This window comes from Marinomonas sp. BSi20584 (assembly GCF_002792415.1).
GTDB classification, from domain to species: domain Bacteria; phylum Pseudomonadota; class Gammaproteobacteria; order Pseudomonadales; family Marinomonadaceae; genus Marinomonas; species Marinomonas polaris.
In genome coordinates this window covers 1-19,350 of the sequence record NZ_KZ454884.1, presented here as the reverse complement: position 1 = coordinate 19,350, position 19,350 = coordinate 1, and the positions used below count along the sequence as shown (strand labels likewise).

The 19,350-nt window shown below is 40.5% G+C and carries 20 protein-coding genes; 15 read left to right on the top strand and 5 right to left on the bottom strand.

Going from position 1 to position 19,350, the window contains the following annotated elements; translation table 11 throughout:
* Positions 1–19 precede the first annotated feature (19 nt).
* Positions 20–2,395, bottom strand: coding sequence for an EAL domain-containing protein (locus tag TY87_RS14910; protein WP_232617149.1), 2,376 nt, complete (start codon positions 2,393–2,395; stop codon positions 20–22).
* 260 nt (positions 2,396–2,655) lie between these two features.
* On the opposite strand from TY87_RS14910, the gene moaC reads away from it, so the two are divergent.
* Genes moaC through TY87_RS14895 form a run of 3 tightly spaced genes read left to right on the top strand, consistent with a single transcriptional unit; the run spans position 2,656 to position 3,835 of the window.
* A complete protein-coding gene (gene moaC, locus TY87_RS14905) occupies positions 2,656–3,138 on the top strand; it encodes a cyclic pyranopterin monophosphate synthase MoaC (RefSeq protein ID WP_100187676.1) in 483 nt (160 codons plus the stop codon).
* Positions 3,131–3,385 carry a MoaD/ThiS family protein gene (locus TY87_RS14900; RefSeq protein ID WP_100187675.1) on the top strand — a complete coding sequence of 85 codons (255 nt, stop codon included), beginning with the start codon at positions 3,131–3,133 and terminating at the stop codon, positions 3,383–3,385. Before moaC ends, TY87_RS14900 begins: the two co-directional genes overlap by 8 nt.
* A complete protein-coding gene (locus TY87_RS14895; RefSeq protein ID WP_100187674.1) occupies positions 3,386–3,835 on the top strand; it encodes a molybdenum cofactor biosynthesis protein MoaE in 450 nt (149 codons plus the stop codon). It begins immediately after the preceding gene.
* A gap of 47 nt (positions 3,836–3,882) precedes the next feature.
* Here the strand turns inward: TY87_RS14895 and TY87_RS14890 are convergent, their stop codons facing one another.
* Entirely contained in the window at positions 3,883–5,130 is a 1,248-nt protein-coding gene (locus TY87_RS14890; RefSeq protein WP_100187673.1) for a tyrosine-type recombinase/integrase, read from the bottom strand.
* A 332-nt stretch (positions 5,131–5,462) separates the two neighbouring features.
* Here TY87_RS14890 and TY87_RS14885 point away from each other — a divergent pair, with 332 nt between their 5' ends.
* The 3 genes from TY87_RS14885 to TY87_RS14875 are packed head-to-tail and all read left to right on the top strand — an operon-like array spanning position 5,463 to position 6,374.
* Complete coding sequence (locus TY87_RS14885; protein WP_100187672.1) at positions 5,463–5,735, top strand: hypothetical protein; 273 nt, start codon at positions 5,463–5,465, stop codon at positions 5,733–5,735.
* A gap of 52 nt (positions 5,736–5,787) precedes the next feature.
* A complete protein-coding gene (locus TY87_RS14880) occupies positions 5,788–6,060 on the top strand; it encodes a hypothetical protein (protein WP_100187671.1) in 273 nt (90 codons plus the stop codon).
* A gap of 32 nt (positions 6,061–6,092) precedes the next feature.
* Positions 6,093–6,374 (top strand): hypothetical protein, encoded by a 282-nt coding sequence (locus TY87_RS14875; protein WP_100187670.1) that lies wholly within the window; start codon positions 6,093–6,095, stop codon positions 6,372–6,374.
* Positions 6,375–6,438: 64 nt separating this feature from the next.
* Here the strand turns inward: TY87_RS14875 and TY87_RS14870 are convergent, their stop codons facing one another.
* The gene (locus tag TY87_RS14870) at positions 6,439–7,860 is read right to left on the bottom strand and encodes a M48 family metallopeptidase (RefSeq protein ID WP_100187669.1); all 1,422 of its coding nucleotides are present in this window, start codon (positions 7,858–7,860) and stop codon (positions 6,439–6,441) included.
* Positions 7,861–7,895: 35 nt separating this feature from the next.
* Between TY87_RS14870 and TY87_RS14865 the strand changes: the two genes are divergently transcribed.
* On the top strand, positions 7,896–8,141 hold the full coding sequence (locus tag TY87_RS14865; protein ID WP_072839169.1) for a sulfurtransferase TusA family protein: 246 nt from the start codon (positions 7,896–7,898) through the stop codon (positions 8,139–8,141).
* 12 nt (positions 8,142–8,153) lie between these two features.
* Positions 8,154–9,215, top strand: coding sequence for an AI-2E family transporter (locus TY87_RS14860; protein WP_072839168.1), 1,062 nt, complete (start codon positions 8,154–8,156; stop codon positions 9,213–9,215).
* 106 nt (positions 9,216–9,321) lie between these two features.
* Here the strand turns inward: TY87_RS14860 and TY87_RS14855 are convergent, their stop codons facing one another.
* Positions 9,322–10,947 carry an alpha-amylase family glycosyl hydrolase gene (locus TY87_RS14855; protein ID WP_100187668.1) on the bottom strand — a complete coding sequence of 542 codons (1,626 nt, stop codon included), beginning with the start codon at positions 10,945–10,947 and terminating at the stop codon, positions 9,322–9,324.
* A 189-nt stretch (positions 10,948–11,136) separates the two neighbouring features.
* Between TY87_RS14855 and TY87_RS14850 the strand changes: the two genes are divergently transcribed.
* On the top strand, positions 11,137–12,288 hold the full coding sequence (locus tag TY87_RS14850) for an MFS transporter (RefSeq protein ID WP_100187667.1): 1,152 nt from the start codon (positions 11,137–11,139) through the stop codon (positions 12,286–12,288).
* Positions 12,289–12,316: 28 nt separating this feature from the next.
* Here TY87_RS14850 and TY87_RS14845 read toward each other — a convergent pair whose 3' ends face one another.
* Positions 12,317–13,198: a LysR family transcriptional regulator gene (locus tag TY87_RS14845; RefSeq protein ID WP_100187666.1), complete on the bottom strand. Its 882-nt coding sequence runs from the start codon at positions 13,196–13,198 to the stop codon at positions 12,317–12,319.
* Positions 13,199–13,291: 93 nt separating this feature from the next.
* Between TY87_RS14845 and leuC the strand changes: the two genes are divergently transcribed.
* The 6 genes from leuC (at position 13,292) to hpf (ending at position 19,244) form a co-directional block, all read left to right on the top strand.
* Positions 13,292–14,719 carry a 3-isopropylmalate dehydratase large subunit gene (gene leuC / locus TY87_RS14840; RefSeq protein WP_100187665.1) on the top strand — a complete coding sequence of 476 codons (1,428 nt, stop codon included), beginning with the start codon at positions 13,292–13,294 and terminating at the stop codon, positions 14,717–14,719.
* A gap of 11 nt (positions 14,720–14,730) precedes the next feature.
* Entirely contained in the window at positions 14,731–15,381 is a 651-nt protein-coding gene (leuD, locus tag TY87_RS14835; protein ID WP_100187664.1) for a 3-isopropylmalate dehydratase small subunit, read from the top strand.
* Between the two features lie 29 nt (positions 15,382–15,410).
* On the top strand, positions 15,411–16,490 hold the full coding sequence (gene leuB / locus TY87_RS14830) for a 3-isopropylmalate dehydrogenase (protein ID WP_100187663.1): 1,080 nt from the start codon (positions 15,411–15,413) through the stop codon (positions 16,488–16,490).
* Positions 16,491–16,568: 78 nt separating this feature from the next.
* A complete protein-coding gene (gene asd / locus TY87_RS14825) occupies positions 16,569–17,687 on the top strand; it encodes an aspartate-semialdehyde dehydrogenase (RefSeq protein ID WP_100187662.1) in 1,119 nt (372 codons plus the stop codon).
* Positions 17,688–17,851: 164 nt separating this feature from the next.
* Positions 17,852–18,529 carry a YoaK family protein gene (locus tag TY87_RS14820; protein ID WP_100187661.1) on the top strand — a complete coding sequence of 226 codons (678 nt, stop codon included), beginning with the start codon at positions 17,852–17,854 and terminating at the stop codon, positions 18,527–18,529.
* A 322-nt stretch (positions 18,530–18,851) separates the two neighbouring features.
* On the top strand, positions 18,852–19,244 hold the full coding sequence (gene hpf / locus TY87_RS14815; RefSeq protein ID WP_072839160.1) for a ribosome hibernation-promoting factor, HPF/YfiA family: 393 nt from the start codon (positions 18,852–18,854) through the stop codon (positions 19,242–19,244).
* Positions 19,245–19,350: the final 106 nt, after the last annotated feature.

Sequence of the window (19,350 nt, the reverse complement as noted above, 5' to 3'; positions counted from 1 at the left end):
GCTGACAAAGGCGGAACTTTTAATCTAATAATTTGAGATAATCGTTCGGCGACATAGGTCGGTAGAGGTGATAACCCTGTCCAATTTGGCATTGCCATTGTAGTAATAGTTGTAAGATTTCTTCGGATTCAATACCTTCAGCAACACTAACGATATTAAGTGCCTTACAGAGATCTATCATGTTGCGGCATAAGGTCTGGCTTTGGGGATCATTTAATAAGTTCATTACAAAGAATTGGTCAATCTTTAATTCATCTGTTTCTAAAGCAACGAGATTTTGCATAGAGCTATAACCTACGCCAAAATCATCGATAGCAAGCTTAAAACCTGCATGATGTAGCTGTCTTACGTTGTTATGTACTATGTCGTTGTTTTGGAAGATGCTGGTTTCAGTGATTTCTATAGTGAACTTACAGGCTGATAAATGATGATTTTGAAGCTTTTCAATGACTTGATTGGCAAAGTCTTCTTGAAGCAAATCAAGTGCAGATATGTTGATGGATAGGCGCTGTGTTGACAATGCAGCTGGGTGTTCAAAAGCCCACTGAAACACTTTTTCAAGCAACATATCTGTGAGCTTGTATATAAGACCTGTTTGTTCTGCTAATGGAATGAATTCTGCTGGCGATACTTGCCCTAAGTGCTTGTTGTGCCAACGAACAAGAACTTCACCACCGATAATACTTCGATCTGCTAAATTGACTTGAGGCTGAATGTGAAAATAGAGCTTTTCATGTTCAATATCATCTGTCAGCTGAGTGATTAAACCCAATTGATGGGCGTGATTACTTTTTAAATTATCGGTAAAAGCAGCCCAGTTACCGGATGAATAAGTGACCGAGTGGTTAGCGATGAGTGCGTTCTGATACAGTTTGTCTAAATCCGCTCCCTGTGTAGGGTAAAGTGCGCTACCTATTTTATATTGGTGTCTGAAATGAATTTTGTTTACCAGTGTTGGGGTATCAAGAATCCGCTGGATTTTTAGTATCTGTTGCTTGATTTGATCTGGAGTTGTACTGATTAAGATGATATTGGTTGCTGTTATCCGAATGACTTTATTAATACTTTTATTGGGTAAAGGAAAAGATAAAACGCCTTCCATCCTTAGGGCTTGTTGATGAATACTTTGAATGATTTTTGATATAACGGAGTCTGCTTTGGCAGGGCCAAAAGCTTGGTTCAAAGTTTGGTAGTTGCTGATGTCTATCATGACAAGTGCTAGCTGTGGAGAGTGTGGCGCTATTGATGCTAATAGTGTTGGCAGCTTATCAAAATAATAGGTTCGGTTTGGGAGATTGGTTGATGAATCAGTGAGCGCTTGTAGTTTTCGATTACGTTCAAACTGCTTGGATTTATCTGCAAAAGCAAAGGCAAAGCCAAGTAGTTGTAGCATGCTAGAAATAGGAAGAATAGATTCCGTAAAAAGGTTTATGGGTAATATTTTCCAAAAGATAAGAGTGTTTAGTATGCTGCCAATGATTAAAAAGAACCAAGAAAACAAATAAAAGCGTACCGCAATAAAGCCTTTTAGATAGGCTTTTATGCCCCAATAGATACAAATAAAAAATAGAAATACTTCGAGGCAAGCAAACAGGAGCGCAGCGGTTTTAACCGAGAATAGTTGTGTCGAAAGTAAGAATATGATGAAAATGCTGTCACCATATTTTCTAATCAATGATTGAGAGGAAGGGATCCGAACTTCTTTTAAAAAATGTATGCTGAAGCGAAATAGTATCCAAGCTCCGATACCAAATATGACAAATAGGTTTCTAATGATCCATTGGCTAATTTCTTCTGAAAAAATCCATCTACTGAACCCTGTGACAACGGATAGCGCAATAAATATAATGATATTTAGGCCAAGGTAGTAAACAAAGCCTGGCTGTCTTAGTAGGATAAAAACAAAGACATTGTGAGCGAGTAGAATAACCAAACTACTGATGATAAAGGTCCAGAAAATCAGTTTTTCCTCTTTTTTGGCTTCAGCGTTTGTATCATCAAACAACATAAAAGGTGTTAGTAGCGGACTATTACCCTGTTTACGGACTAATAGCGTTGTATCCTGCTCATTGGACAATGATATCGGTATCCAAATGCCGTTGTAGCGTTTTGTATCACCTTTCCAGCTTTCTAGTGCGCCTCTTTTCCATTGTGACTGAAGCTGATCTCCATGAAATAAATAGAAATCAAGGTGTTCGATGACGTAGTAGTTTAAGGCAAGATGAATCGTTTGCCCCATGTTTGGTGTTGTGGTTTTGGGAAAGCTTAACTTGTGCCAGTAAGCGCTTTCTGAGAAGCCTTGGGACTCTTCATAAATGCTTTGTTGAAATTCCCCATTTGATAGTACATCTTTAGCTGAAATGGGTTGTGTTTCTTTGAAGGTTGGAATTAGCACGTTGATCCTTGGATCACTTCCATTGGAAATGATCGTATTTTCTGCCCATAGCTGCGTTGCTATAAAAAGAAAAAAAAGAAAACACTTTGATGCCATTCCTACTGTTCCTAACTGAAAAAGGTGATGATTAGGGGAGATCCGTCTAAGAGCGGTATTATAAGTATGTTAGTGCAGTATCTCTAAGACTTTACTTGCATTCCTACTGGCTTTCTTAAAATATAGGCGACATTTTTAATCTATGTATACTGTTTAGGATTTTTATGAGCGATAAACTTACCCACTTGGATCATCAAGGCCACGCACATATGGTTGATGTCTCAGACAAAGACATTACTAAACGCACGGCAACCGCTCAGGCAATTCTTTTAATGCAACCAGCTACGTTAAAAAAAGTGATAGAAGGAGGTTTGCCAAAAGGCGACGTGTTGGCAACAGCTCGTATTGCAGGTATTCAAGCGGCAAAGAAGACATCTGACTTGATTCCATTGTGTCATCCTTTGATGTTAACGAAAGTGACGGTCGATATTATTGTTATCAGTGATTGTGAGTTGGAAGTGTTATGTACTTGCTCACTATCCGGTAAAACGGGTGTTGAGATGGAAGCCCTTACGGGTGCTAGTATCGCAGCATTGACGCTTTATGATATGTGCAAAGCAGTTGATAAGGGCATAGTTATTCGGAATGTGTCTTTGTTAGAAAAAAAAGGCGGTAAAAGCGGTGACTGGAGTAAAGGGAATGTCTAAGGTGAGGGTGGTATTTTTTGCGTCTTTGAAAGAAAGCATTGGTCAGAGCGAATACATTGCAGAGTTAGCATTACCTTTGAGTATTAGCGAATTAAAACACCAATTGGCTAATGAATTAGATAAAGGACAAGCGCTGCTTGAGAAAGGTATCCAATCCTCTATTGATTTCGAATTTGCTAGAGACCCAGATATTGTCCCTGAATCTGTCAGTGAAGTGGCTTTTTTTCCACCTGTCACCGGAGGCTAAATGATTCTCGTACAGGAAGAAGATTTTCACGTTGATGTTTTATATAAAAATTTATTGAAGGCTAATCAAACGGGTGCTGTTGCCATGTTTGTTGGTTTGGTACGCCAATTTTCTGACTTACCCAAAGAGGCCTGCAGCTTCGAGCTTGAGCATTATCCAGGAATGACGGAGCGTAATTTGCAAGTCATTGTTGATGAAGCCAATGCACGTTGGCCTTTATTAGACGTTTGCGTTGTGCACCGTGTGGGTCGTTTGTCAGTAGATGATCAGATCGTATTTGTTGGTGTCAGTGCCTCTCATCGTGCCGAAGCTTTTCAAGCGTGTGATTTTATTATGGATTATTTAAAAAGCCGAGCAGCGTTTTGGAAAAAAGAATCTGAAGGCTCAGATAGTCGTTGGGTAGAGGCCAATACTAACGACGAAAAAAGCCTAGAGCGTTGGTCAAAATAGCACAACTCACAATAAAGAGAAGTGCTAGTTCTTGTTGTGAGTGGTAATTAATGAGGTCGAAGAGTTTTCTTTCGGCCACTTGCATGGCGCTCCCGATATTCGGTATCAATGTATTTATCTGTTGTAGCCATGCTGGCATGGCCTGCGTCTTCTCTAACGTGTTCTTTTGGTCTCGTTTTTACGTCTTCCGATATGCCTGTGTGTCGTAACCAGTGAACGGTTGCAACACGTAGGTCATCAGCATCGGCTCTCATGCCATCTTCACACATGCGTTCATAAGCTTTGTCAAAGCACAGCTGAACTATGTTGCGAACCTGTCGTGAGCTTGTCATCGCACCTTGCCCTCGGTTTTTAGGTACAAGAGGTGTGTTTTCAGCAATGGTTGGCAGTAATGGTAAATCTCGAAACTGTCGATAGCGTTTTAACGCATTCAACATATCATCAGATACTGCAACAAGTCGTTCTTTATTACCTTTTGAAAGAACTTTAAACCACCAATGTCCGTCGGCGTCTTTTATAAAGTCGCCCATCACTGGCGCAGACCGTTCATCGGCGACTAATTCAGAAATTCGTAAATACATGCCAAGTAAAGCATTCATTATAAATAGAGTGCGTTCATGGTGTGCGGGATCTTCTTCAGCCAACATCTCTGCTGTTTCTATTACATAATCCCACTGTAAATTAGAAATACGTCTGACTTGTTTACGAGAGATTTCTTTTTTTACAAATTTACTTTTTTGTCGAATCAATGCCACAGGATTTTGCTGTGCAGCATCCTCTTGCATAAGAAATCCATAATAAGACGATAGGATTGAAAATGTTGCCCTGATGGCTGCTTGAGATAATGAGTGTTGTTTGGCTTTAGGTACATCACCATTTTTAAATTCTAATTTACTCACATGCGCAACAAATGGTCGCCAATCTTTATTGGCTGTTCTCTGCCCCATATGTAATTTAAAACGAGCGACGTTTTTAGTGCCAATCCAGCTTTCTGGAGGTGTTATACAAAAATGTATAAATTCTTCGATCTGATCACGACGTAACTGGGTTGTTGGGCATAAGGCGATATGCCATGACCAGAGGAGTAATCGCTCAACTTCTCGTCTATAAGAGTTGAATGTTGCTTGTGAGCCGTTGTAACTATAGATAAAGCATAATGCTAGCTGAAGATCTCGTCGATACTCAGGATCATTGATATGAGGTGTAGAGCTTTCTAAATGAGCAACAATACCTTCAAACTGAGTAAAAGGATTCGGTAAATGTTCTAAGTTATCTATTAAAGCAAGCGGTGTCATAATCTTTTATATCCAAACAGATGATGTATATTAGCAAATTTTTCGATCTATCCCTATCGATTTGTCTCTATATCGGGAATCGCTCTTAAGTGAAAGTCACGTGTTGTGTATTTATTCCTTATTCGACTGTTTTTTTGCCTTATTTATTTTGATTTCTACCTATTTTTTGTGATCTTTACTCGAATTGATGTTTGTTAGTTCGTATTTGGAAAAAAGGTGGAAGATATTGTTTTGGGCTTTTTAATTTTCAGTAAAGGACTATTATAAAATTATCGAAGCGATAAACGATTTGAATTTTAAATATTAATGATTGCTCTCTCAAGGAGAAAAATATGAAAACTATCACTAAAGTAACTTTGGCTCTATTAACTGCTTCTGCAATGACAACTGCAGCTTTTGCTGAAACAGGCATTGAACGTGTTCAAAGTGCAAAAGGTAGTGTTGAGGCGTTAGGTGTGACTCTTGAAAATATGGGCGCTAATGTTGATACCAGTGTTGATTTAAATGGTGCTTATACTTTTGAACAGAAAACAGCTGTTTATAATGCGAAACATGCTGAACTTCAAAATCAATTTGACGCTTTGCATGCACAATCTGCAGAGTAATTAAACGCTTGATGATCGATTCAAATACTATTTAATTTTAAAGGTGAATATTATGAAAAACTTAAATAAAACTATTTTAGCGCTATTGGCTGCTTCTGTAATGACGACAGCAGCTTTTGCTGAAACAGGTACTGAACGTGTTCAAAGTGCAAAAGGCAGTGTTGAGGCGTTAGGGGTAACACTTGAAAATATGGGTGCTAATGTTGATACCAGTGTCGATTTAAATGGTGCTTATACGTTTGATCAAAAAGCGGCTGTATATGACGCTAAGCATACAGAATTGCAAAACCAATTCGATGCATTACATGCTCAAACAGCGGAATAATAACCCCATTTAACAGATTAAAGGATAACGATATGAAAACTTTAAATAAAACTATTCTAGCTCTAGTAACAGCATCTGTAATGGCTACAAGTGCGTTTGCAGCTTCTGGTGAGAGTCCTACTGACCGCATTCAAAGTGCTAGAGGTAGCGTAGAAGCACTTGCTGTAACACTTGAAAACATGGGCGCTGATGTCGATGCAAATGTTAATTTGAATGGTGCATATAGTGTAGATCAGAAAGTATCTGCATACGAAACTAAACATGCTGAATTGCAAGCACAGTTTGATGAACTCCACGCACAATCAGCAGAATGATGCTGACTTGCTGTAGATAAAAAAGCCAAACTTTTAGTTTGGCTTTTTATTTTTTTATATTTCGCTAATTTCTATTTTCTTCTTCTAAGTCTTCTTGTTTTTCTGCTTCATTAATTATTTTAAATTTTGCTGCTGTCTCTTGTATGGCATTTTTGTCGTTATCTTTAGCGTCATTTTCGGCTCGTTTAATTAAATACTCTGCAGTTTTATCCTTTCCTTGGCTAAAGTCTAATAAAGCTCGATAGTTTAGTGCCATAGGGATGTTGTTTCTAGATTGATAATATTGAATATTTGCTCTCCAAATTAATCGCTGCTCATAAAGATAATTTGAATAAACTGAGATAGGTTTTGTCTTAGTTAATTGTGCATTAAGCATTGAAAAAAGAATATCTTTTGGTGCAAGGTCTAGCCGCATATTTATGATGTTAAGGCCTTGCTCTGTTTGGCCTGAAGCAGCATAACTAAGCGCTTGTAAGTAATCTGTAAATTGATTATGTTTTTCTAGTTTATTTAAAAAAATTAGAGCTCTTTCGGGGGATTGGATAAGATAAGAGAAAAGTCCTTTGGCGAAATTTTTAGCATCATTATCCTGTATTTTTTGATCTAAATAGGTAAAGGGTTTGTCCTCAATACCAGCTCTGTACGCTAGTAGGCTTGCTCTAAAAAATTCAAAGTCTGTTGTTGTATTGTTGCTTAAGATAGTTTCTTTAGTCTCGGTACTAAAGGAATCAGATAGCCTTGAGTTTGGCGAAGGATGGCTTGATAAATATTCCAGTTTTGGTCTTCCCAGTGCCTGCTTAAAGAAAGCCTGAAATAATTTTGTCATACCCTCTGGTGCGAGTCCTGCGTTGATTAGATATTCTCGACCACGTCGATCGGCTTCTTGTTCTTGGTTGCGACTATAAGTTAGAGTATTTTCTGCCTGATTCGCTATACCCCCTAGCCAAAGTGCTGTTGTGGCATCAGAGCCGGCGCCAGCTAGGGCTGCAGCTATTCCTGCCCCCAGCATGACAAGAGTCTTCTGTAACTCTTCACCAGAATGTTTGGTTTGGCGCTCATAGTGCCGAAGGTCCAAATGAGCAATTTCGTGTCCTAATAAGCCAAATAGCATGTCTTCACTAGTTATCATCTCCATAATATCTGAGTAAATGAAAAGATGATTGCCTGGAATGACAAAAGCATTACTCTGCGAGCTGTTCAAAAGTGTCATTTCGACTGTGGTGTTATAAAGATTCGTTTGCGGAAGAATTTGAGATAGCGCATCTTTTAAGTAATCGTAGGCTGGAGGAAAGTCGATTAATGCTCGGCTTCCATTTAGTTTTCGAAACCAATATTGTCCTAGTATGTAGGAGGGATTAGACAAGGCTCTTTCGTCTTTGTTCGCTTCCAGATCAGGAATGCTGGCTGTACTTATATTGGACAAAGTACTTGTAAAAACAACGGCTAAGATGGTTAAGCCTGTTGTAACGTTTGAAAATAGTCTCATAATATGGCTAATGTATTCATTGGGTAAATTATAAAATGACGATCAATCTAGGCAATCAGTATGACGTAATCTTGGATGCAAGAGAAGATCGTTGCCCAATGCCTTTGTTAAAGGCAAAAATGGCGTTAAGTAAGATGGCGGTGGGAGAGCGCTTATGTGTGACAACCTGCGATGCAGGTTCGTTAAAAGATATCCCTCAATATACGGCACTCGTCGGATTTACTTTATTGTCAACATGTGAAGACAATGATGTGTATACCTTTGTTATTCAAAAAAGCTGAAACGGACTCGATATGTTTAAAATTGTTGATACGCTGATTAAACGGTATTTTTCTAATGAAGAAGTAGTGGTCTTTCTTTTATTACTGATTGCTACGCTCTGTGTTTTGGCTTTTTGGGGCGGGATTCTAGCACCAATATTAATTGCTATCGTCTTAGCATTTTTACTGCAGGGTTTAGTTGATCGGCTGCAACGTCTCCGACTGGGTCATCTCACATCTGTTTTTATTGTATTTTTTACTTTCTTAACCGCCTGTAGTGTTTTTATCGGTGTCATGGTACCAATTATTTGGCGCCAAGCTGTACGACTCGTGCAAGATGCACCGAGGATGTTTATGGTAATTCGCAATGAAGTGCAGCAATTTGCTGAAGGGCATAGTGATTTAGTTAGTCAAGCGGCGATAGATGAAGTAACAAATTCACTGGCCAATGAGTCAACGAATCTTGGGCAATGGTTGTTATCTTTTTCATTGTCGAGCATTCCTTCGTTGTTCTCAGTTGTTATTTACGTGGTATTAGTGCCATTGGTGATTTTTTTCTTGTTAAAAGACCAAGATAAAATACTTGATTATTTGACGTCTTGGTTACCTAAGGAAAGAAAAATGATGCGTAATATCGCTCATGAAATGAATGGCCAGATTGCAAATTATATTCGAGGCAAGTTCATTGAGATGTTTGTCGTTGGTGTAGTGACTTATGTTGTATTTTTGGTGTTTGGTTTGAAATACGCAGAGTTGCTGGCCTTGTTAGTCGGTTTGTCGGTGTTGATTCCTTACATCGGTGCGGCTGCCGTGACTATTCCAGTTGTGTTGGTGGCGTTCTATCAATATGGAACTCAGAGTGAATTCATCTATGTGGTGGTTGCCTATTTAATCGTTCAAGCATTGGATGGTAATGTGCTTGTCCCTTTATTGTTTTCAGAGGCAGTGAACTTGCATCCGCTGGCAATCATTGTTGCAGTTTTGTTTTTCGGTGGTATATGGGGATTCTGGGGGATATTTTTTGCGATTCCATTAGCTACTTTGGTAAAAGCTATTATTAATGCGTGGCCAAACCAAGAGCTGTTGTCCTCATAGTTTTTTCTTTTGCTGCATAAGCTTAAAGCCCCGCTCTTTATTGCTTTAAGAGTGGGGCTTTTTCTTAGGTCTAAAAAGTAAGTTTAAAAAGGGTAGGTTTAAAAAGTTAGTCTAGAACGGATGCGAGCAAAATACTAAAAGGAGGAAGGACGATAGTCTTTCCATCTATGTACCCACTGTGCATGGCTTCTGGCAAGGTCAATGCTGATAGTTTGAGTTCGACTGGTAATATGATGTCTTGGTTAGCGGTATTGATTGCCACGTAAAGACGTTTGCCATTATAGCTACGAAGGAATGTCAGTGTTGTTTCATCGTTGTAGATAAACTTAATGTCACCATGGCGTAACTCAGGATGACTGCGTCTTACATGAAGAAAATCTCGATAAGCATGCAAAACAGAATGGCGGTTGCCTTCCTGTTCGCTAACCGCTAATGGTTTTTGGTCTTCTGCAATGGGTAGCCAAGGTTGAGCGGACTGAGTGAACCCTCCCAGTGTTTCGTTTTTCCATGGAATAGGGGTTCTGCAACCGTCTCGACCTTTAAACTCTGGCCAGAAAGCAATACCAAAAGGATCAACTAATTGATCAAATGTCAGCTCTGCTTCAGGTAGTCCAAGCTCCTCTCCCTGATACAAACAAACACTCCCGCGCAAGGTTAAAAGCATTGCCATATAGATTTTGCTTTTGGCAATTGGATCATGGTTATTTCCCCAGCGTGTAGTTACTCGTTCCACGTCGTGATTGCCGATCGACCAACAAGGCCAGCCATCGCCTAATCCCGCTTCTATTGTTTCCATTGTGTTGCGAATGTGAGCCATCGAGGAATCATGAGTGAGTAGGTCGAACGAGTAGCACATGTGTAACTTATCTTTGCCTTGTGTATAAGCTGCCATGGTTTCAAGTGCAAAATCACAGCCTACTTCACCAACGGTTGTAGTGTTTGGATATTGGTCTAATAAGGTGCGTAAACGTTTTAAAAAGGCAATATTTTCAGGTCTGGATTTGTCATATAGATGCAGCTGGTAAGCGTATGGATTGTCGAGTCGTACCCCAATACTTCCTTCCACCACTTCTTTTTTGGGAGGGTTACTTTTTAGCTCAATGTCATGATAGTAATAATTTGCTGTATCTAGTCGGAAGCCGTCTACGCCGCGTTTTAACCAAAACTCAACGGTTTCAAGTAATGCGTCGACAACGACAGGGTTATGGAAGTTTAAGTCTGGCTGGCTGTCTAAGAAATTATGAAGATAATATTGTCTACGACGACTATCCCAATGCCAAGCTGGACCACCAAAAACAGACAGCCAATTATTAGGGACTGTACCATCTGGATTTGCATCCGCCCAAACATACCAATCGGCTTTGTCGTTGTCATGACTACTGCGAGACTCAACAAACCATGGATGCTGATCTGAACTATGATTTAGAACTTGGTCAATCATAACTTTAAGGCCGTGATGATGAGCGGAAGCAATCAGTTCATCAAAGTCGGCCAGTGTTCCGAAAATAGGGTCCACGTCACAGTAGTTGGAAACATCATAACCAAAGTCTTTCATGGGTGAAGTGAAAAACGGAGAGAGCCAAATCGCGTCAACGCCTAATGAAGCGATGTAGCTCATCTTCGCCGTTACGCCAGGAAGGTCGCCGATACCATCGTTATTTGAGTCGAAAAAACTACGAGGATAAACCTGATAAATTACGGCGCCACGCCACCATTCTGTTTTGTTTGTCATGATTGTCCTCGTTGTAAATAAGAAAATTATTAATATGAGCAGGGACAGGATAGGTTAAATTTGTAGCGGACTTGCACCATTATCTGTCGTGCTTTTTTACAATATTTCCAGCATACTTAATCATTATAATTAATGCATGATCTTTGTTGTCTTATTTGGCAGTAAACATCGTAATTTTTTGGAGCCATGATGTTTTCTGAAAATGCTCGCCCTGTGGCTTGGCCTTTATTTTTCTTTTACTTTTTTTTCTGTGCTGTTATCGGCGTCATGATGCCTTATATATCGATGTATTATAAATCGATTGGCTTAACCGCTTCCGAGATTGGTCGTTTGATGTCTACTTTCACTTTGTCTGGCATTTTGGTACCGCATTTTTGGGGATGGTTAACTGCGAAAGTAGGTTTGCCAAAACGCATACTTCAATTAGGCATTTTAGGTTGTTTTATTGCCGTCATTCCGTTTAATTGGAGCGATCAATTTGAAACCTTGTGGCTATTGACCTGTACTATGGCGCTGTTTTATTCGGCACTTATCCCGATGACGGACTCTTTGACTGTGCGTAGTATCCGACAATTGGATGTACCCTATACACGTTTAAGAGCCGGTGGTTCAATTGGTTATGTGTTTGCAGTAACTGGAGCTGGTTTTTTAATCGGTCAATTTGGGATAGGTGTCGTTATTCCTACAATGTGTGCATTTATGGCACTTGCAGTTGTGACGTCTTTTTTCCTTAAAGAACAGGCCTATGAGACCAATCAACCCAAGGCGACAACTTCTTTTTTTGCATTAGTAAAAAATCCTGAATCGATGCTGTTTTTTGTTTTAGCATTTTTGGCTTTTATGTCACATGCGCCTTTCAATGTTTTCTTTGCCGTGCATCTGTCTAACTTTGGTTACAGTGGCGAACAAATTGGCTTATTGATGGCTTTGGGTGTGGTGATTGAAATTTTCTTGTTCTTATTTTTTGGTAATACAATTAAGCGCTTTGATGTGGTCCACATTATTACACTTTGTTTTATTTGCGGTATTGTTCGTTGGTTATTAGTCGGCTGGTTTGCCTCTATTGCATGGGTGCTTATTTTTACGCAGTTGCTCCACTGTATTACGTTTGCACTGTTTCATATGGTTTCCATTGAGCAGATTAGACGTCTTTTTCCAGAACGATTTGCTGGTCAAGGTCAAGCCATGTATAGCGCTTTTGCTATCGGCTTAGGCGGTGGACTGGGAATGGTAATTACTGGTTATCTTTGGGAATGGTTGGGTGGAGCTTGGGTTTTTACTCTAGCAGCTTGTGTTAGTACGCTGGCACTAACAATACTTCTTATTAGTCAGCGCCGTTAGTTTTCCTAAAAGTCTTTTCCTAAAGATCCTATAAACTTGTGCTGTCGCATTTAAGTAATTCAATAAAAGCGATAGCAGCACGGCTAAGTGTTCTTTGCTTATGATGAATAACTCCTAGTTTTCTTTCTACGTTCAAATCCGGCAAGTTTAATACGACGAGTTTTTCGTCGACTAGTGTCGAAGGAAGTAGTGACCAACCCCAGCCAATGTTAACCAGCATCGCTAATGTTTCTAGGTTGTTCGTGTTCATTCGCACCTGAGGTTTTAGGCCTTGTTTGCCAAATGCTTGTTCTGCTATTTGTCTTGTGAAAGTGTTTTTGTTGGGCAAAACGCAGGCATGCTGTGCTAATTCAATTAGACTCAAGTTTTTAGAAAGCGCGAGAGGGTGATCTTTACTGACCACACAGGCAAGTGGATCAGACCAAATAGGCAATGATTCAATGAGCGGATTTTCTTTATTAGATAGAGTAATAATCCCCAGTTCTGCTCTTCCTTTTAATACATCTTGATAAGCTTCTTCAGATTGAACAAATTCAATTTCTAATTGTGCGCTTGGGAAATCTTCTTGAAATCGTTTGAGAGATTTAGGTAAGCGGTGTAAGCCAACGTGATGGCTAGTGGATATGCGTAATTCACCGCTTACATCTTGCATTTGTAGTGTCATGCTGCGCTTTATGTCTTGCAGGTCCTCTGCCATTTTTCGTGCTTTGGGTAATAGACGAATACCGGCTTCTGTTAATTGAACCTGACGCCCGATGCGATCAAAAAGTTTTACTCCAAGACTGCTTTCAAGTGAGGCAACACGTTTGCTAATAGCGGGTTGGGTAACAAAAAGTTGATCACCAGCTGCTGAAAAAGAGCTGGTTTCGGCGACTTTTATAAAAGTAAGCAGTTCGGCAATGTCTATCATTCCAAAAAATTATCCAAAACATGAAAAATATGAATTTGAGTAATTTAAGCCAAAGTTTTAGGATAGCGCAATAGATTTCTGAGGAGAGAACTTATGTCAGGTAAAACACTTTATGACAAGTTGTGGAATAGCCACCTTGTTCAGCAGCGAGATGACGGCAGCGCATTGATTTATATCGATTTGCAGTTGCTTCATGAAGTAACATCGCCTCAAGCATTTGAAGGGCTTCGATTGGCAGGACGTAAGCCTTGGCGTGTGTCTTCAAGTTTGGCAACGCCAGACCATAACGTGCCAACGACTAAGAAAGAGCGTATTTCTGGCGTAGATGGTATTGCCGATCCAGTTTCTAAAATCCAAGTTATCACTTTAGATGACAACTGTAACGAATTCGGTATTACTGAATTCAATATGAAAGACATCCGCCAAGGAATCGTACACGTTGTTGGGCCAGAGCAAGGTGCGACGCTTCCAGGTATGACGGTTGTTTGCGGTGATTCACATACATCTACTCATGGTGCTTTTGGTGCTTTGGCACATGGTATCGGTACATCAGAAGTTGAACACGTATTAGCAACTCAGTGTTTGGTACAAAAGAAAAGCCGCAATATGCTGGTTCGTGTTGATGGTGAATTGTCGCCATGGGTTTCTGCGAAAGACGTTGTCTTGGCGATTATCGGTGCGATTGGTACGGCTGGTGGTACGGGGTACGCCATTGAATTTGGTGGAACGGGTATTCAATCATTGTCGATGGAAGGACGTATGACTGTCTGTAACATGGCAATCGAAGCGGGCGCTCGTGTTGGTTTGATCGCAGTAGACGATACCACTATCGAATATGTAAAAGGTCGTCCTTATGCGCCAAAAGGCGAGCATTGGGATATGGCTGTTGAAGCCTGGAAAGATCTTGTTTCTGATAAAGACGCGCAATTTGACGAAGTGGTTGTGCTGAAAGCTGAAGATATCAAGCCACAGGTTACATGGGGAACGTCACCTGAAATGGTTATCGCCATTGATGAGCCAATTCCTCGCCCTGAAGATCAGAAAGATCCGGTGAAAAAAGAAGGTTATGCGCGTGCTTGGAAATACATGGGTTTAGAAGGCAAAACTATGCTGGCTGATGTCACTCTTGACCGCGTTTTTATTGGCTCTTGTACTAATTCACGCATTGAAGATTTACGCATCGCAGCGCAAGTTGTTAAAGGCCGTAAAGTGGCTTCTACTCTTAAGCAAGCGATTGTTGTCCCGGGTTCTGGCTTGGTTAAAGCGCAAGCTGAAAAGGAAGGTTTGCATGAAATCTTTGAGGCGGCTGGATTAGAGTGGCGCGAACCAGGTTGTTCTATGTGTTTGGCAATGAATGCTGACAAGTTAGGTGCTGGCGAACATTGTGCGTCTACCTCGAACCGTAACTTTGAAGGCCGTCAAGGCTTTGGTGGTCGTACGCATTTGGTTAGCCCTGCGATGGCTGCGGCCGCAGCAATTGCTGGTCACTTTGTTGATGTTAATGAGTTTGTGAAACACTAGGAGAGAAGAGCATGCGTCCCTTTACTAAACACACAGGTTTAGCCGCTCCTTTGGATTTGGCAAACGTTGATACAGATATGATTATTCCGAAGCAGTTCTTGAAATCCATCAAGCGTACTGGCTTTGGTAAAAATTTATTTGATGAGCTTCGCTACGAAGATGAAGGTCAACCAGACCAAGAATGCGATGGTCGTCCTATTCGTAAGGATTTTGTTTTAAACCAAGATCGTTACAAAGGCGCGAGTGTGTTATTGGCTCGTCAGAACTTTGGTTGTGGCTCTAGTCGTGAACATGCGCCTTGGGCATTAGATGATTACGGTTTCCGCGCGATTATTGCTCCAAGCTTTGCGGATATTTTTTACAATAACTGTTTTAAAAATGGTTTGTTACCGATCGTTTTACAAGCTGAAGAAGTGGATCAATTGTTCGCTGAAGTGGCATTACGTGAAGGTGCTCAAGTGATTGTCGACCTTGAAAACCAAACTGTTACATCGCCTTCTGGTGCGATATTTGAGTTTAATGTCGATAACTTCCGTAAACATTGCTTGTTGAATGGTTTGGATGATATTGGTTTGACGTTACAGCAAGATTCTGCGATCCGTCGTTACGAAGAAAAACGCATGAATGATGCGCCTTGGCTTTTCTTGCCACGCGGTCAGTAAACAAAAGACATAGCTTTTAAGGGTTTAAAATGACTAAAAATGTATTGGTATTACCGGGTGATGGTATTGGCCCAGAAATCGTAGCGCAAGCGGTTCGAGTATTGGATGCGGTTAATGAACAGTTTTCATTGAATATTCAACATGAAAGCGCATTGGTTGGTGGTTCTGCTTATGATGAGACGGGTTCCCCATTACCTGAAGCGACATTAGCAAAAGCGAAAGCAGCCGATGCTATTTTGCTTGGTGCTGTGGGCGGACCTAAGTGGGATAAGTTAGACATGTCTGTTCGTCCTGAAAAAGGCTTACTTGGCTTACGTTCTAACCTTGAGCTGTTTTCGAATCTTCGTCCTGCAATTTTGTATCCGCAGTTAGCTGATGCGTCTAGCTTGAAACCAGAAATCGTTGCTGGCTTGGATATTCTTATTGTTCGTGAATTAACAGGCGGTATTTATTTCGGTCAGCCTCGTGGTATTCGTATATTAGAAAATGGCGAACGCGAAGGCTTTAACACCTATGTTTACAATGAGTCAGAAATTCGTCGCATCGGTCGTTCAGCTTTTGAAGCAGCTCGTCAACGTGGCAAGCGCGTCTGCTCAATTGACAAGTCCAACGTACTAGAAGTGACGGTTCTTTGGAAAGAGGTCATGGAAGAAGTAGCGAAAGAGTATCCTGACGTCGAATTGACTCATATGTTAGTAGATAATGCTGCAATGCAGCTTGTTCGTGCACCAAAACAGTTTGATGTAATGGTTACTGGCAATATGTTTGGTGATATCCTTTCTGATGCTGCGGCTATGTTGACAGGTTCTATTGGTATGCTACCTTCTGCTTCTCTAAATGCTGAAGGTCGCGGTATGTATGAGCCATGTCACGGCTCTGCGCCAGATATTGCAGGCAAAGGAATCGCTAACCCATTGGCGACAATTTTGTCAGTTGCTATGATGTTGCGTTATTCTTTAGACGCAAAAGATGCGGCCGATGCTATTGAAGCGGCAGTAAGTAAGGTTCTAGATCTAGGTTTAAGAACCGCAGATATTGCATCAAAAGGATGCGAAACTGTTAGTACGCAAGCCATGGGCGATGCAGTTCTAGCAGCATTAAAAGCGTAATATCATAACGATATTGGGCATTCATTAGGGATACTGCTCTTGGTATGAGTGGCCCCACAAAAAAAGGTAACATTAACCATGTCAAAACAAACTGTAGGTTTAGTCGGATGGCGCGGAATGGTCGGTTCCGTGTTGATGCAACGAATGATGGAAGAAAAAGACTTTGATCATATTGATCCAGTTTTTTTCACTACATCTCAAACGGGGCAGAAAGGTCCAGAAATTGGTAAAGATATTCCATTGCTTCAAGATGCAAGTGACATTGAATCATTGAAAAAGATGGATATTATTATTACCTGTCAAGGCGGGGATTACACCAAGGCTATTTACCCACAGTTGCGTAATGCTGGTTGGAAAGGTTACTGGATTGATGCGGCGTCTTCGTTGCGTATGGATAAAGACGCGATTATCGTACTTGATCCTGTTAACTTAAATGTTATCAAGCAAGGTTTAAGCAATGGCGTAAAAACGTTTGTAGGCGGTAACTGCACAGTTAGTTTGATGCTATTGGCGCTAGGTGGGTTGTTCGAGAAAGGTCATATTGAATGGATGACCTCTATGACTTACCAAGCTGCTTCTGGAGGCGGTGCACGCCACATGCGTGAATTGATCAATCAAATGGGTATGTTACATGGTTCTGTTGCGGCTGAGCTTGCAGATCCTGCTAGTGCGATTCTAGAAATTGATCGTAAAGTCGCAGAAACAATGCGTTCTGGTGTATTGCCAACTGACCAGTTTGGTGTGCCATTAGCTGGTTCTTTGATCCCTTACATTGACAGTCAGCTTGATAACGGTCAAAGCCGTGAAGAGTGGAAGGCGCAGGCGGAGTGTAACAAGATCTTAGGTATCGATGGTAAGCCAATTCCAGTTGACGGGTTATGTGTCCGCATCGGTGCGATGCGTTGCCATAGTCAGGCTTATACTATTAAGCTAAACAAAGACATTCCTATTGCTGATATCGAAGGCATGCTTGCTCAACATAATGATTGGGTAAGTGTTATTCCTAATGATAAGCAAGCAACTATGGAGCGTCTAACTCCAACAGCGGCGACTGGAACATTGAATATTCCTGTTGGTCGTATTCGCAAGTTGAACATGGGGCCTGAATATATCAGTGCTTTCTCTGTTGGTGATCAGTTATTATGGGGTGCAGCAGAGCCATTGCGCCGCATGTTACGCATTTTGCTAAATGACTAGAATCGCCTAGTTTATTTTCCAAAAAAAGCGCCAGTCATACGTGACTGGCGCTTTTTTTTGCTTGCTTGGTTGAGTAGGGCATGATGTTATCAATGAGTGGTATGGCTCCATTTTTTGATAGTAGGATTACGTGGCCAAGACAAATAGAAGCTTTAGGAGGGTGTGTGTTATCAAGATTGCCAAAGTGGGTTGAGTATGGTGCATTTTTGCTTGCTTTGATCGCTGGAAGTGTTAATGCAGTTGCTTTGATAGGTTTTCAGCATCAAGCAGTGTCGCATTTATCGGGTACTGCTACGCTTATTGGTAGTGCTTTGTTAAATCCAATACCGGGGACACTTTTGCATCTAATTGGAATACTGCTAAGCTTCTTATTTGGTTCTGCGCTTTCTGGTTTTATGTTGACGGGAACATCATTGAAACTAGGTCGCTTATATGATGTCTTATTAATCATTGAGGCCGCACTTTTATTAATTGCCATGTATTTTTTGTTAAACAATCATACCTCAGGCCATTATTTTGCGTCAGCTGCTTGTGGTCTTCAGAATGCTCTTGCAACAACTTATAGTGGTGCTGTGGTACGAACTACCCACTTAACCGGCATCTTTACTGATTTGGGCATTATGCTGGGAGGAGCTTTACAAGGAAAGCCTATGGATAAGCGAAGGGCTTTTTTGTTTCTTATCATAATGACAGGTTTTATTTTTGGTGGCTCAATAGGGACGTGGTTATTTCATCAATTTAGTTTTTATGCTTTGTCTGTACCGGCTGGATTATGCGTATTCCTCGCCATTCTTTATCGGTTGTACAGTAGTCGTTTGATGCGAAGTGTTGAGCCAGTTTAGGAACAAAATAAATTTGCTATTTAAACTTTCTATGATGATGCTATAGCCAGTTATAGGGAAAATAAATACATATTTTTATACAATATAGACTTGAAATGTTTGCTAGATTTTTAGACTTATGATATTGATATATAAAGTTTTTTAAGGCAGATTCTTTGCGTTTGTATGTAAGTTCTTGGCTTTAATCATGATCTTGAGCAAGTATTTACAATATGGGTATTGAAATTTGGGCATACCATCCTTAGATTATAGGTAAGGGCAACGGAGGAGGAACAAGACTTAAGTTAATAAAAAACCTGACCAAAACAGAAGGAAATTCTCTATGTATACATTGAATATTAGCGGTCACCACGTCCAATCTGGTGAAGAAGTTCAAGAAGTAGTAAAAGATAAAATGGATCATTTGGCGCGTATCAATAATCAGATAACCACCATTAATGTGACCTTAAATACAGAGAAGCATGGGACTCATGAATTAATTGTAGAAGCCAGTGTTCATATTCCTGGTCATGATCTTTTTGCAATGGTACAAACAGATAAACAACTTAAACCTGCCCTTGACCTGTTAGTTGGCAAGTTAGAGAAACAGTTAATTAAACATAAAGCGAAGCATGCTGGTCGACAGCACCATATTAACGCTAAGGATGTAGAAAGCCCTGTAGAGCGTCAGTTGCAAGCTGAATTTGATGAGCTTGTTGAGCGCGAAGTTATTTAGTTAACCAAATCTTCTAGGATAAAGCCTCGCTTATGCGGGGCTTTTTTGTTTTTATTAGTCGCTATTTTTGTTGGTTTGAACTGACCCCCAATAGTTGGACATTCCA